At 70.6% G+C, this 12,849-nt stretch carries 12 protein-coding genes; 5 read left to right on the top strand and 7 right to left on the bottom strand.

Annotation, left to right across the window (positions count from 1 at the left end):
* Positions 1-62 precede the first annotated feature (62 nt).
* Both SYV04_RS03100 and SYV04_RS03105 read left to right on the top strand, forming a co-directional pair.
* A complete protein-coding gene (locus SYV04_RS03100; protein ID WP_321544058.1) occupies positions 63-1,394 on the top strand; it encodes a M50 family metallopeptidase in 1,332 nt (443 codons plus the stop codon).
* A 22-nt stretch (positions 1,395-1,416) separates the two neighbouring features.
* On the top strand, positions 1,417-2,073 hold the full coding sequence (locus SYV04_RS03105) for a hypothetical protein (protein ID WP_321544059.1): 657 nt from the start codon (positions 1,417-1,419) through the stop codon (positions 2,071-2,073).
* A 15-nt stretch (positions 2,074-2,088) separates the two neighbouring features.
* Here SYV04_RS03105 and SYV04_RS03110 read toward each other — a convergent pair whose 3' ends face one another.
* Positions 2,089-3,174: an alkene reductase gene (locus tag SYV04_RS03110; protein WP_321544060.1), complete on the bottom strand. Its 1,086-nt coding sequence runs from the start codon at positions 3,172-3,174 to the stop codon at positions 2,089-2,091.
* 55 nt (positions 3,175-3,229) lie between these two features.
* On the opposite strand from SYV04_RS03110, the gene SYV04_RS03115 reads away from it, so the two are divergent.
* Complete coding sequence (locus tag SYV04_RS03115; RefSeq protein WP_321544061.1) at positions 3,230-4,189, top strand: AraC family transcriptional regulator; 960 nt, start codon at positions 3,230-3,232, stop codon at positions 4,187-4,189.
* A 43-nt stretch (positions 4,190-4,232) separates the two neighbouring features.
* Entirely contained in the window at positions 4,233-5,720 is a 1,488-nt protein-coding gene (locus tag SYV04_RS03120) for a M14 family metallopeptidase (protein ID WP_321544062.1), read from the top strand.
* 10 nt (positions 5,721-5,730) lie between these two features.
* Here SYV04_RS03120 and SYV04_RS03125 read toward each other — a convergent pair whose 3' ends face one another.
* Positions 5,731-6,480 (bottom strand): dienelactone hydrolase family protein, encoded by a 750-nt coding sequence (locus SYV04_RS03125; protein ID WP_321544063.1) that lies wholly within the window; start codon positions 6,478-6,480, stop codon positions 5,731-5,733.
* A 174-nt stretch (positions 6,481-6,654) separates the two neighbouring features.
* Here SYV04_RS03125 and SYV04_RS03130 point away from each other — a divergent pair, with 174 nt between their 5' ends.
* The gene (locus SYV04_RS03130; protein ID WP_321544064.1) at positions 6,655-7,566 is read left to right on the top strand and encodes a hypothetical protein; all 912 of its coding nucleotides are present in this window, start codon (positions 6,655-6,657) and stop codon (positions 7,564-7,566) included.
* 26 nt (positions 7,567-7,592) lie between these two features.
* Here the strand turns inward: SYV04_RS03130 and moaD are convergent, their stop codons facing one another.
* From moaD to SYV04_RS03155, 5 genes are all read right to left on the bottom strand, one after another.
* A complete protein-coding gene (gene moaD / locus SYV04_RS03135) occupies positions 7,593-8,255 on the bottom strand; it encodes a molybdopterin converting factor subunit 1 (protein WP_321544065.1) in 663 nt (220 codons plus the stop codon).
* A gap of 1 nt (position 8,256) precedes the next feature.
* Positions 8,257-10,041, bottom strand: coding sequence for a PKD domain-containing protein (locus SYV04_RS03140; RefSeq protein WP_321544066.1), 1,785 nt, complete (start codon positions 10,039-10,041; stop codon positions 8,257-8,259).
* A 9-nt stretch (positions 10,042-10,050) separates the two neighbouring features.
* The gene (locus SYV04_RS03145; RefSeq protein WP_321544067.1) at positions 10,051-10,785 is read right to left on the bottom strand and encodes an MXAN_2562 family outer membrane beta-barrel protein; all 735 of its coding nucleotides are present in this window, start codon (positions 10,783-10,785) and stop codon (positions 10,051-10,053) included.
* On the bottom strand, positions 10,782-11,645 hold the full coding sequence (locus tag SYV04_RS03150; RefSeq protein ID WP_321544068.1) for an MXAN_2561 family MXYO-CTERM-anchored protein: 864 nt from the start codon (positions 11,643-11,645) through the stop codon (positions 10,782-10,784). The genes SYV04_RS03145 and SYV04_RS03150 overlap by 4 nt, the downstream gene beginning before the upstream one ends.
* Before the next feature lie 126 nt (positions 11,646-11,771).
* Entirely contained in the window at positions 11,772-12,800 is a 1,029-nt protein-coding gene (locus SYV04_RS03155) for an aspartate-semialdehyde dehydrogenase (protein WP_321544069.1), read from the bottom strand.
* Positions 12,801-12,849 lie beyond the last annotated feature (49 nt).

The raw sequence follows: 12,849 nt of genomic DNA on the forward strand, positions 1-12,849 counted from the left end.
CATAACCAACCCCACGCACGAGTGCAGTGCCCTCGCGCGGCTCCGGGGTAGACTGCCCGCGGATGTACGCCCTCCTGGCCCTCCTGGCCCTCAGCCTGCTGCTGGCCTTACACGAGCTGGGGCACCTCGTCGCCGCGCGCCTGCTCGGAGTGAAGGTGCCCCGCTTCTCCCTGGGCTTCGGGCCGCCCCTGCTGTCCTTCCGGCTGCTCGGCACCGAGTTCGTCATCTGTGCCATTCCCATCGGCGCCTCGACCACCCTCCACGGCGCCAACCCCCATGTCCCCGGGATGGACACCGCCGATCCCACCCTCTATGTGGCCCAGCGGACCTGGAAGCGGGTGGTCATCACCCTGGCGGGCTCGGTCTCCAACTACCTGTTCGCCCTCGTCACCCTCTTCGCGCTCTACACCTCGGGCACCCACGTGGTGGTGCCGCTCACCGTGGGCACCGTGACGCCTGGCTCGGAGGCCGCGCGCGCGCAGATGCTCCCCGGCGACCGCATCCTCAGCGTGGATGGGCTGCCGGTGAAGACCTGGTCGGAGTTCGTCGAGATCATCGGCCAGAGCCCCGGCCGTGACCGCACCCTCGTCGTGGTGCGCCATGGGGACCCTCGCGTGGTGCAGGTGCGCCCCCGCTCGGATGAGCGCGGCGTGGGCCGCATCGGCGTGAGCCAGCAGTACGTCTACCGCGAGCACGGCCCCAGCGAGGCCCTCACGCAGTCGCTGGTCCATACGCAGCGCGTGGCCGCAGAGGCCCTGGGCCTCGTCTGGGGGCTCGTCACCGGCCCCAAGCTCACCGCCGAGCCTCCCAGTTCCGTGGCCGTCGTGCGCCAGTCCTCGGGCGCGGCCTCCACCGGCCGGGACTCGTTCCTGCGCGTGCTCGTGGCCATCTCCGTGGCGCTGGCGCTGCTGCACCTCGTCCCCGTCCCCGGCCTGGATGGCGGCCGCCTCCTGTTCCTCGCCATCGAGGCGGCCCGTGGCAGGCCCCTCTCGCCCCGCGTGGAGACCGTGGCGAACACTGTTGGCTTCCTGGCCATCACCGCCGCCATCCTCGCCGTGGCCGTCGCGGAGGTCCGCCGGGCGCTGCCCTCCGCCGAAGCTCCGGGCGCGGCGGGCGGTTCCCCGAGCCTGGTGTCCCTGGATGCGGGAGTGGATGCGGGGGTGGACGCGGGGGTGGATGCGGGGGTGCCGAGTACTCCGGGCCTGGATGCCGGGGTGCCGACCGCTCCGGCGCTCAAGCCTGATGCGGGGCCAGGCCTGGTGTCAGACGCAGGGTCGCCTTCCCCACAGGACGGGGGAGTGCCTCCTTCGGACGCTGGGACACCGGCCAGGCTGGTACCAATTCCGGACGGTGGGAGCCCCGCCATCGACGCGGGCGCTGCCGACGCGGGGTGAAGGCTCTATTCTCGGGCGGTCCATGAAACCTCAAGCGAACGCCGGTCTCTTCTGCGAACTGTACTGGGGCAAGTCCCTGTCCGAGGCCTGGAGCTTCGGTCCCGATCAGTCGCACGTCCACGCCGCCGCGGACGAGAAGGCGCCGCTGCCCCTCTACGGTTTCACCCTGCCCCAGGAGCCTTTCCTCCTGGCCGAGCGCACCGCGGCCGGCTACCGCGTCTTCGTCCCTCCGGCCGCGAAGCTGGAGCGCAGTACGCGCGGGGATGAGTTCCACCCCGTACCCGACTCCCAGCTCGTTCAGCACGAGGGCCGCGCCAGCGTGGAGCTCCCCGAGGGCACCACCCTGCGGCTCACCCAGGGCGAACTCCACCTGTTCCTCCAGCACTCGGTGGCCAAGGACCGCGTGGCCCGCTTCCGGCTGCGGGACTTCGGGTGGCTGCTGATGGTCATCGTCCTGTTCCTCAGCGCCCCCGTGGGCTTCCTCATCGCCGGACCGAGCCCCGAGCGCATGCAGGAGAGCAACGCGCGCGCCCTGGCCGCCGCGCGGGAGAAGGAGGCGGCGCGGCGCAAGGCGCTGGGCATCGACACGCCGCTGCGGCCCCTGACTCCTCAGGAGCAGCAGCAGTCCGATGGCGGCACCCCGCTCAAGAAGATGCCGGGCAGCCTCAGCGTGCAGTGACTCCGTGCAGGGCGCTCACGCCAGCGCTGGGTAGTCGGTGTAGCCCTTCTCCTCGCCCGTATAGAACGTCGCGCGATCCGGTGCGTTGAGCGTCGCGCCGTTCTTGTAGCGCTCGGGCAGGTCCGGGTTGGAGACGAACGGCACGCCGTAGGAGACGAGATCCGCCACGCCGCGAGAGATGACCTCGTCGCCCGCGCGCGCGTCATAGCTCCCGTTCGCGATCAGCGCGCCCTTGAAGCGCTCTCGCAGCATCGGCGTGATTCGCTCCGCCCCCGCCGGCGGCGCCAGGATCCCCGTGAGCGCCTCCGTCACGTGCAGGTAGCCGAGCTTCAGCTGCCCGAGCTGCTCGGCCAGGTACGTGAAGGTCCCGATCGGATCGCTCTCCGACATCGACTGCAAGGTGAAGTACGGGGCGATCTTGTAGCCCACCCGCTCGGGACCCCACACCCCGATGACCGCCTCCGTCACCTCGAGCGGCAGCCGCGCGCGCTTCGGGATGCTGCCCCCGTAGGCATCCGTGCGCCGGTTGGAGCCGTCACGCACGAACTGGTCCAGCAGGTAGCCGTTGGCGCCGTGCAGCTCCACGCCGTCGAAGCCCGCCGCCTTCGCGTTCACGGCCGCGCTCCGGAACTGCTCGACGATGTCCGGCATCTCGCGCAGCTCCAGCGCTCGCGGCGCCACCATCCGCGTCCTCCCCTGCGGCGTGAACACCTCGCCGTCCGCGGCGATCGCCGATGGCGCCACGGGCAGCGCTCCCCCGTGGAAGTCCGGATGGGACATGCGCCCCACATGCCAGAGCTGGGCGAAGATCGTTCCGCCCGCCTCGTGGACCGCGTCCACCAGCTTCTTCCAGCCCGCCACCTGCTCCGGTGAGTGGAGGCCGGGTGTACGGATGTAGCCCACACCTTGAGGGCTCACTTGCGAAGCCTCGGTGACGAGCAGCCCGGCGGAGGCCCGCTGCACGTAATAGGTGGTGGCCAGCGGGTTCGGGACATTGCCCTCCACCGCTCGGCTGCGCGTCATCGGCGCCATCACCATCCGGTTCTTCAGTTCGAGACTGCCCAGGCGAAACGGAGAGAGGAGATTCGAGAGCTTTTCCATGGCTCTTGAGTGTCCCGGCCGATATGGACTCGCTATGCCACTGGGTCCAAAAGAATTGACCGAGCGTCCAAGCCCGGAGGACGAGCAGGCAACCGACGTCCTCGCCGACGTGCTGAACACCCTGCACCTGTCCACCCTTGTGTATGGCCGCTTCGAGCTGTCCGCGCCATGGGGCATCCAGGCCTCGGACCGGGAGGCCGCCCACATCTTCGTCGTCGCCCGGGGCGGGGCGCTGCTCGAGGTTGAAGGGGCTCCGGCCCCCGTCTCCCTCTCCGCTGGCGACCTGGCGCTGCTGCCCCACGGCGGGATCAAGGCGCTGCGCGATGCCCCGGGCAGTCCGCTCCACCGCCTCGATGATGGCCAGTGTCCGCTTGCCCGCCTCGCGGAGCCCATTCGCCTGGGGGGCGGCGGGGCCCGCACCACCCTGGTCTCGGGCGCCTTCCAGTTCGGGGCCGCTTCCCGCACGTTGCTCTTCGAGCGGCTGCCACGCGTCATCCACATCACCGCCGAGCAGGTCGCGGCGTCGCCCTCGCTGGCGGCCACCGTGCAGCTGTTCATCGCCGAGAGCGCCTCGCGCAGCCCCGGCGTCACCGTCGTCGTGAGCCGGCTCGCGGACATCCTTCTCGTGCAGGCGCTGCGCACGTACATCGCGAGCACGGACTGCCGGGAGAACGGGCTGCGCGCGCTCGCCGATCCCCACATCGGCAAGGCGCTCTCGCTCATTCATGACCGGCCCACCGAGTCCTGGACCGTCGAGGGGCTCGCCGCGACCGTGGGGCTCTCCCGCTCGGGCTTCGCCGCTCGCTTCAGCGCGCTCGTCGGCGAGCCTCCGCTGGAGTACCTCGCACGGTGGCGGATGACGAAGGCCGCCGAGTTCCTTCGCGACAGCGATCTGTCCCTCAGCCAAGTCGCCGGCCACGTCGGCTACCAGAGCGAGGCGTCCTTCAACCGCGCCTTCAAGCGCTGGGAGGGTGTCGCCCCCGGTGCGTACCGGCGACAGCGCCGCAGCGCGTGATGACGCGAGGCTCGGGGGGCGTTTGCCTGTAGTGTGCGCCCCCATGAGACCTCTCACCCGCGCCGAGTCGAGTGGCTGGACCGAGACCTCCCTCCACGCTGACGTCCTCGCCTTCCTCTCCCAGCTCTCGCACCCCTTGCTCCACCGCACCTCGTTCGGCGTGAGCCCCGAGGGCCGTGAGCTCCCGCTGCTGGTGCTCTCCGCTCACGGCGTGAAGACCCCCGAGGACGCGCGCCGCCTCGGGCTGCCCACCGTGCTGGTCGTCAATGGCATCCACGCCGGCGAGGTGGAGGGCAAGGAGGCCAGCCTCATGCTCGTGGGCGACTTGCTCGACGGCAAGTACCCCGGCCTGCTCGAGCGCATCACCCTGCTCGTCGTGCCCCTGTTCAACCCGGATGGCAACGACCGCATCGACCCGAAGAACCGCGCGCTGGATATCTCCAAGCTGCACGGGCAGATCGGCCCCGTGCGCGGCGTGGGCACCCGAACCAACGCCTCCGGCGTCAACCTGAACCGCGACTACCTGCGCCAGTCCGCCGGCGAGATGCGCCTGCTCCAGTCCCGCGTGGCCCAGCCCTGGGAGCCGGACCTCACCATCGACTGCCACGCCACCAACGGCTCCGTTCACCGCTTCCACCTCACCTACGACGTCCCCCACCCCTTCGACAGCTGCCGCCCGGAGCCCATTGAGCTGATGCGGGATCAGTTCCTCCCCGAGCTCACCCGCCGCGTCCGCGCTGGCAGTGGCCGCGAGACGTTCTTCTACGGCAACTTCGTCGAGGACGAGGGCGGCACCGGCGAGGGGTGGATGACGTATACGCACCACCCGCGCTTCGGCTCGAACTACCGCGGGCTTACGGGTCGGTGCGACATCCTCTTCGAGGCCTACGCGTACCTGCCCTTCGAGGAGCGTGTCGCCACCACGTACCAGTTGCTCGTGGAGGCGCTTCAGCTCGCCGGGGAACGGGGAGAGGACATCCGCTCCGTGGTGCGCGCGGCGGAGACTCCGCGTGAGCGGATCGCTGTTCGCTACCGCCTGGAGCCGCATGCCGCGCCCGCGCGAATTCTCACCCGTGAGCCCCGCACGCTGGAGGGGGCTCCCGTGGAGAAGACGCTGCCCCATCTCGCGCGCTTCGTGGGCACCCACTTCGTTGATCGGCCCTGGGCGTATGCGGTGCCGGAACCCGTGGGCAAGCTGCTGGCCCAGCATGGCCTGCGCACCCGTGTGCTCGAGCGTGCCGTACCCGCCGCTGTCGAGGTTCCGGTGATTGAGGAGGCCCGTGAGGCGGATGGCCGCGCCATTCTGGAGGCCGCGGGCGAGCTGCTGGTGCGCGCCCGCCATGAGCGCGGCACCCAGAACCTCCCCGCTGGCACCTGGCTCGTCGAGACGGGCCAGCGGCTGGGCGCCATCGCCGTGTACCTGTGCGAGGCCGAGAGCGATGATGGGCTCTTCGCCTCGGGCATCATCCCCCGGCCCCAGCCCGGGGAGCGCTTCCCGGCCCTGCGCGTCCTGGAGCCGATCGGCGGCTGAAGCGGTCGCCTCACGCGCCTTCGTTCAGGGTCTCTTCCAGGAAGGCGCGCATCGCGATCCAGGAGCGCCGCTCCGCTGCCGCGTTGTACTGGATTCCCGCCTGGGGGTTGTTCGCCCCCGGGTAGGTGAAGGCGTGCATCGCATGGCCGTAGGCGTGGAGCTGCCAGTCGGCTTTTGCTTCCGTCAGCTCCTTCGTCACCGCCAGCACGTCCGCCGGCGGCGCCATCGGATCATCCCAACCGTGGAGGATGAGCACCTTGGCCTGGATGGGCGCCTGTGGCCCCAGCGCCGGCGGATGGAACAAGCCGTGGAAGCTCACCACGCCTCGGAGCCCCGGCGCGGCACTGCGGGCGAGATCCAACGCGCAGAGCCCTCCGAAGCAGTAGCCGATCGCCGCGATTCGGTCCGGGTCGATCCGCTCGTGGCGCCTCGCCGCCGCCAGCCCCGCCAGCAGACGTCTGCGGAGCAGGGCCCGGTCCGCCATGAAGGGGCCCATGAGGTGCGAGTTGTCCTCCATCACCCCGCCGCGCACGCCCTTGCCGTAGACATCCAGGGCGAAGCCCACGTAGCCCAGGCCCGCCAGTTGCTCCACCCGCTCTCGAATGGGCTCGCTCTGCCCATCCCACGCGTGGGCGACGAGGATGCCGGGACGCCTCGCTTCACTCGACTCGGCGTAGGCGACGTAAGCCTGACAGACGGTCTCGCCCTCGACGTAGTCGAGGTACTCGGTGTGGATTTGGGGGGACAGGGGAGGCGACATGTGGGGGCATGCTAGACGCATCCCCCGCGAGCTGGCACGTCCTCCTCCGTTGGCACTCCCCGCACAGGTATGCACGAACGTGAGACGGTGAGCGTTTGGGTAGACTCGTCGCTCCTCTGGAGGGGACCCCTGGGTACACCGCTCCTAGCGATGGAACGCTCTATGGCGAAACCCATGAATGCTCGCTGTGCCGTACTCCTGTGGGCCTGCGTGTGGCTCTTTCCCCAGGTGACCTGGGCCGCCTCGGACACGGTCTTGAGCGCGTGGCTCGACAAGGCCTGCCCGACCGCGCAGACCTCGGGGAAGGGCTCTCAGGCCCGGCAGCAGTGCATCGAGGCCGCGGTGCGCACCGCGGAGACAGCGCGCCTCGCGGAGCTGCGCAAGACGTCCGGCAAGCGCTTCGATCGACAGTGGGAGTCGCTCCAGGAGGGGCTGAGGCGCTGGACCTCGGACGTCTGTTCCCTCAAGCGCCAGTTCGCCCAGGTGAATCTGTCGACGGGCATTGCCGATCTGGCACGCGAGAGCAGCCGGCTCGCTACCGAGTGCCAGGAGCTCCACCTGGGCTGGTGGGGTCAGCTCGCGGAGGCGCAGGCCCGGCATGACACGGAGGCGCTGGGGGCCGGGTTGACGGTGTTCTCGCAGCGGGCGGCGCGCGGCCCTACGCCTGCTCCGAAGCACGTCGCCATCGCCTGTGAGCTGTCACGCCGCGCCCTCGCCCGCCCGCCCCAGCCGCTCGCTCGGGGGACCGAAGTGGTGACGGCGGCTCAGTGGGAGAAGCTCACGGAGGCACTGGCCTCCAGCTTCCAGGCCGCGAAGTCCCTCGCCGAGTTGCAGTGCGAGCTCATCGCCGGGGGCGGCGTCACCCCTCCCGCGGACTGTCAGCAGCGCCTGGAGTACGCCCTGCTCGGTCAGCTCAAGCCCCTGACCGTGGCCCTGGACAGTACCGCGCGAGACGCCAACCCTCCGATTCCGAGCGCGCAGCCCGCTGAATCGGCACCGCAGACCTGGCAGTCGGTCTACCCGTGTGCGCCGCGCACGCAGCCGCTCCCGGCCAGCACGGCCAAGGACGGTGGCGTCGAAGGTTGAACGGCTGGGGCTTCAGCGCAGCGGCGCTACGGCCCCAGCCCCACCCAGACCTCGCCGTCCTCGAAGAACTCCTTCTTCCAGATCGGCACGTCCTGCTTGAGCCGCTCGATGGCGTGCTCACACGCCAAGAACGCCTCCTTGCGGTGAGGCGCCGCCGCGGCGATGACCACCGCCAGCTCTCCCGGCACCAGCGTTCCCACCCGGTGCATGATGGCCAGCCGCGTGCCGCTCCAGCGCTCCGCGACCTCCGCGCCGATCGCCGCCAGCCGCTTCTCCGCCATCGGCGGATAGGCCTCGTACTCCAGCTTCAACACCCGCCGGCCCTTCGTCTGGTTGCGCACCGAACCCGAGAACGTCACCAGCCCGCCGTACGCCTCCCCCGACACCGCCGCCACCACGTCCTCCAGTCGCAGCGGCCGGTCCACCACCGAGAACAGCCCCGAGCCTCCCGCCACCGGCGGAATCAGCGCCAGCTCCGCTCCCGCTGGCACCTCCGCCTCCGCGTCCATGAACTCGTGGTTCACCGCCACCCGCAGGTGCGGCAAGAGCGGCCCCAGGCTCGGGTGCTTCTCGGCCAATAGCCTCAGCACCTCCCGCACCCGCACGCCTCCAGGCACCTCCAGCGACTCCCGCTGGGTGCCCACCCGCTCGCGCGCCGCCGCGAAGTACAGAATCGTGACCGAGCCCATCTCAGTTCGTCCGAACCACCACCCGACCCCGCACCCGGAGCCCTCCCTCCTCCAGGGAGAGATCCATGAAGGCATGGTCCACGGGCGGAAGTTGATCCAGGAACGCCCCACCCAGCGCCTTCGCCGCGCCCAGCTGCGCCGCGGGCACTCCCGGCACCTGCTCGGGCGCGTCCAGCTCCGCGCGCAGCCGCCCCGCGTCCACCATCACCGAGAGGTGGCTCGGGCCGAACGCGCTCGCTCCGAAGCGCTGCCGCAGCGCTCCTCCCACGTCTCCCCGAGGCCGCGCCTCCAGCGCCTCGCCCGCCTCCAGCGACAGCCGGTCCGCGCTCACCGTGAACACCACCGGCTGATCCATCATCCGCGTCCGGAAGCGCGTGACCCCCTTCGCCTTCTCCTGCGTCCAGGTGCTCCCGGTCAGCGTCTTCGTCAACGCCGCCAGCACCGGCTCGGGCCGCGACAGCCCCGCCTCCAGCAACACCGAGCCCCGAGGCTCCGGCCGCTTGTTGGTGATGAAGTTCCGGTAGAAGGCCGGCGCGTCGAAGTACACCAGCAACGTCACATCTCCCCGCAGCGAGCCCAGCAGCGCCTCGGCGTCCACGCCCTCCTGGCTCCACTTCGCCAGCACCTCGGCCCGCTTCGGCGAGCCGGGCTCGCCCAGCAGCCGCGAGGCCACCTCGCCCGGGTGGACCGACAGCATCCCCGCCACCACCGGCCCCATGGGCGCCTTCTCCAGCAGCGCCGGCACCGGCCCCGGCTTGAGCTCCGGCAGCGGCTTGTCGAAGTCCGTGAAGCCGTCCAGTTCCACCCGGTCCTCCTTCACCCGCAGCGAGGAGAGCGACACCGGCAGCCGCTCGGCCGTCACCTGCTTCGGCGCCGCCGTGTAGAAGTACAGGCTGCCCTCCTGCACCCGGCCGCGCAGCCGCGTCAGCACCTCGGACTCGGAGAGCCCCGGGCCCGTGAAGCCCGCGATGTGCCCGCGCACCGCCTCCGCCGTCATCGCGACCGTCGCCTGCGCCTGCACCGGCTCGCCCGGCGCCGTCTCGGCATCCGGCATGGCCAGGTACAGGTAGCCCCGGTCGAGGAACACCAGCATCTCCTCGCCGGTAATGCTCTCCACGCGCGCGCTGCCCTCCGCGCCCGGCTGCACCCGCTTGCCATCGGCCTCGAAATCCTTCAGCACCGCCGCCATCACCGCCGGGCCATCCGCCACGCCCAGCATCGCCACCACCCCGTCGAAGTCCGGCAGCGAGAAGAGGCCAAAGCCCTCCTCCGCATCCACCGCCTGGGAGCTGCCCCGCACGCTCTCCACCGCCAGCTGGAGCATCGGCTCCTTCGCCAGCTCGCGCTGCACCAGGTCCGGGCCGAACAGCCGCCCCATCAGCGCCAGCATCGGCTCCACGCCCCCGCGCAATTGCGGAATGTAGGCGGCGAAGGCGGCATCCGCCGGAATGGCGCGCAGCACCGGCCGCGGCACCACGGTGAGCTGCACGCGGCCCACCTCCTCCGAGCCATCCAGCGCCCGCACCGTGTACGTGCCCCCGCGCGCGAAGGCGTGGGAGACGCGCGCGCCCGTCTGCGCGGCGCTGCCATCCCCGAAGTCCCAGCTCACGGAAGGCGCGCCCTCCTGCGCCGAGCCGAACTCCGCCGGCACGCCGGCCTCCACCGTGCGCTCCAGCCCCATGTCTGGCTTCGCGGCACGGCGGCAGCCGGGGCTCAACAAGCCCACGGCCACCACGGACAGGACAGACAGCAGGGCTCTCAGCGACAGGGACGAGGAAGACCTCATAGAAGCGGTCTAGTAGTCCAACGCCAGCCCGAACATCCAGTGCCGGCTGGAGAGAACCAGCCCCGAGCTGCCAAAGTTGTTCACTTCAGCGTACGTCCACTCGGCGAACACGTAGCTGTGGTTGACACCCAGGTCCGAGTCGAAGTCGCGCGCCAGCCGCGGCTCCAGCACGTCCAGGAGGAACGAGGCCCCCAGCGTCAGGCCGTAGCCCCACCGGCCACCCTTGCCCGTGCGCCCGTCCACCTGCTGGGTCTCGTCACCCTTGTTGATCCACCACGGCGTGTAGACGAGCCCCAACTTGCCGTAGGGGACGATGGGCACGTGCCAGCGGAAGGCCGGGTAGTCGAACTTGTAGAGCGCGTTGAGCCGCAGCGGCACCACCTTGAGGGCCGTCTTCTCCAGCGCCACCTCGCCCGACTCGGTGAGCGTGTCGGCGTACTTCTCCGCGTAGCCGGCCGAGAAGCCCAGGCCCGCCGAGCCGATGCCCTGGTAGAAGTAGCGCTGCAGCTCCACCTCGAAGAGCAGCATCGACTCGTCGCCGAACGTGTCCGCGTAGGGCCGGCCCGTCAGCCCCTCCTCGGTGTCGATGCGCGGCTTGTACCCGCCCAGCTTCAACTCCACCGCCCCCGTGCGCGGCGACTGCATGGGCGCCTTGGGCGCCACGGGCGTATCGGACACCTCCAGCGCCTGGCTCGGCAGCGCGCCGAGGAGCGCGACGACGCCGAGAGCCACTGCTCGACTCATGACCGGTTTCTCCTTGAAGACAGCCAGAATCCCAGGGCGGCCAACACCCAGCCGCCCGCGACACCTGCCCCCGCCGCCCCGCACCCGCCCATCTCCTGCCCGTTCGCCTCGACGTAGCGATCCATGAAGCCCCGGGTGAGGATGGGCGTGCCCTCCTTCGACTCGGAGTCCACGCTCTCGTTGTCCGCCTCGTCCAGCGCCCGCGCCGTGAGGCGGTAGGTGACGCCGTTCTCCAGGTTCTCCATGCGGAAGAGCGACTGGTCCACCGACTGCGTCACCGAGCGAGAGCCGCTCCCATCCTGCCGAGAGATGGTCAGCTTCAGCCGGTTGGCGTCACTCGGCGCGTTCACCCGGACCGAGAGCGCCTGATCCAGCGACGCCACGGTGCCAATCGAAGGGGCCGAGGGAGGCTTGGCGTCGTAGACGAGCGACAAGTCATCCTTCTGGAAGGAGTTGTTGCAGCCGGACAGGCCGCTGGAAATCTCGACGGAGGCACACAGCCGGTACTCCTTCTCCGTGTCCGCCGCGGGGCACGAGAGGTCCGGCAGGTTGCTCACCTCGAAGGTGACCGAGCCGGTGCGCCGCGTCAGCAGCTCGTTGGCGGGCACCCGGTAGTTCGTCAGCTCATAGAAGGTGCCGCTGGGCTCGTCCGAGCACGAGGTGCCGGCGACGAGCCAGAACCGGAGCGGCTCGCACACCGCGGACGCATCCCCGTTGAAGGCCCAGTTGACGGTGCGAGTCAGATTGCACGGTTCCTTGGGGACGCGCAGCGAGTCGGTGTTGTTGGAAGTCGTCAGCACCACCGTCTGGCCGAAGGCGGAGGACGCGGCGAGTGTGAGGGCAATCAGCAAGTAACGCATGGACGAAGGCAAACCTAGCAAGTGGGAGGCCAGTGAAAACGGGGGGCAGCCCCCTGCATTCCCCTCGGGAAAGCCCCCCCGAGCGCGCCAAATGGGCAAGGCGGACCCGGGGGCTGTGCCAAATTGTCAGGCGGGGCGCTGGAGCAGCTTGAGGCCGGCCTCTACCAGGTTGAGCGCCGCCCCCCGGCCCGCGTTGTCCACCGCCGCGAAGAGGGTGAGCCACTCGGGTGCCTGCGGAAAGGTGCGCAGGCGCCCGACGTGAACCGTCGGGTCCGCGGTGACGAGCATGGGCATGGGGTAGACCTTCTCGGCCGGTGCATCCAACACTTTGAGGGCCGAGGAAGCCTTGAGCGCGGCGCGGGCCTGCTCCACCGGCACCGCCGCCTTGAGCTGCACGTGCAGGCTCAGCCCGTGGCCGTGGAAGGTGGGCACCTGCACCGCCGTGCCGGCGATGACGGGCGTGTCTCCCCGGGCGCCAAACAGCCGGGCCGCCTCGAGCGTCCAGCCGGCCTCCTCCTCCGTCCACGGGGAGTTGGCCAGGAAGGCCCCCACCTGTGGCACCAGGTTGAAGCCCACCCGGTGCGGGAAGGTCTGCGGCTCCGGCTCGCGCCCCGACAGCAGCCCAGCCGTCTGCTTCTCCAGCTCGCTCACCCCGCCCACCCCCGCCGAGGACACCCCCATCATCGCCGTCACCTGGGCGCGGACGACGCCGAAGGACTTGTGCAGCGGCGCCAGCACCGAGACGAGCGCGGTGCTCACCGCCGAGGGCAGGCTGATGATGCGGCCCTTGAAGGCGGCGCCCAGCACCTCGGGGTTGAAGGAGGGCAGCACCAGCGGCACGTTGCCGTCCGCGCGGAAGGCGGGGCTCACGTCCACCACCCACGCCCCCGCCGCCTGCGCCACCTGCGCCAGGGAGCGGGAGGCGCTCGCGGGGGTGGCCAGCAGCGCCACGCCGACGCCCCGGAAGGCCTCGGGCGTCGTCTTCTCCACCTCCAGCGTGTCCTCGCCGTACTCCAGCTCCAGCGCCTCGGAGCGCTCCGAGGCCAGCGCGCTCACGCGCTCGGAGGCAATGCCCTGGTCGAACAGCGCGGAGAGCACCTCGCGCCCCACCAGCCCCGTGGCCCCCACCACGGCGATTCTCGCGTTCTCGTTCATGGCGCGTCCCTTTATGCCAGCCCGGCCCCGCGCGCGAGCCTCGCGGGAG

The sequence above is a fragment of the Hyalangium ruber genome (assembly GCF_034259325.1).
Lineage (GTDB): Bacteria > Myxococcota > Myxococcia > Myxococcales > Myxococcaceae > Hyalangium_A > Hyalangium_A rubrum.

Coding starts and splice junctions, on each gene's coding strand:
- SYV04_RS03100 (WP_321544058.1), top strand. CDS start 63: ATGTACGCCCTCCTGGCCCTCCTGGCCCTCAGCCTGCTGCTGGCCTTA.
- SYV04_RS03105 (WP_321544059.1), top strand. CDS start 1,417: ATGAAACCTCAAGCGAACGCCGGTCTCTTCTGCGAACTGTACTGGGGC.
- SYV04_RS03110 (WP_321544060.1), bottom strand. CDS start 3,174: ATGGAAAAGCTCTCGAATCTCCTCTCTCCGTTTCGCCTGGGCAGTCTC.
- SYV04_RS03120 (WP_321544062.1), top strand. CDS start 4,233: ATGAGACCTCTCACCCGCGCCGAGTCGAGTGGCTGGACCGAGACCTCC.
- SYV04_RS03125 (WP_321544063.1), bottom strand. CDS start 6,480: ATGTCGCCTCCCCTGTCCCCCCAAATCCACACCGAGTACCTCGACTAC.
- SYV04_RS03130 (WP_321544064.1), top strand. CDS start 6,655: ATGAATGCTCGCTGTGCCGTACTCCTGTGGGCCTGCGTGTGGCTCTTT.
- moaD (WP_321544065.1), bottom strand. CDS start 8,255: ATGGGCTCGGTCACGATTCTGTACTTCGCGGCGGCGCGCGAGCGGGTG.
- SYV04_RS03140 (WP_321544066.1), bottom strand. CDS start 10,041: ATGAGGTCTTCCTCGTCCCTGTCGCTGAGAGCCCTGCTGTCTGTCCTG.
- SYV04_RS03145 (WP_321544067.1), bottom strand. CDS start 10,785: ATGAGTCGAGCAGTGGCTCTCGGCGTCGTCGCGCTCCTCGGCGCGCTG.
- SYV04_RS03150 (WP_321544068.1), bottom strand. CDS start 11,645: ATGCGTTACTTGCTGATTGCCCTCACACTCGCCGCGTCCTCCGCCTTC.
- SYV04_RS03155 (WP_321544069.1), bottom strand. CDS start 12,800: ATGAACGAGAACGCGAGAATCGCCGTGGTGGGGGCCACGGGGCTGGTG.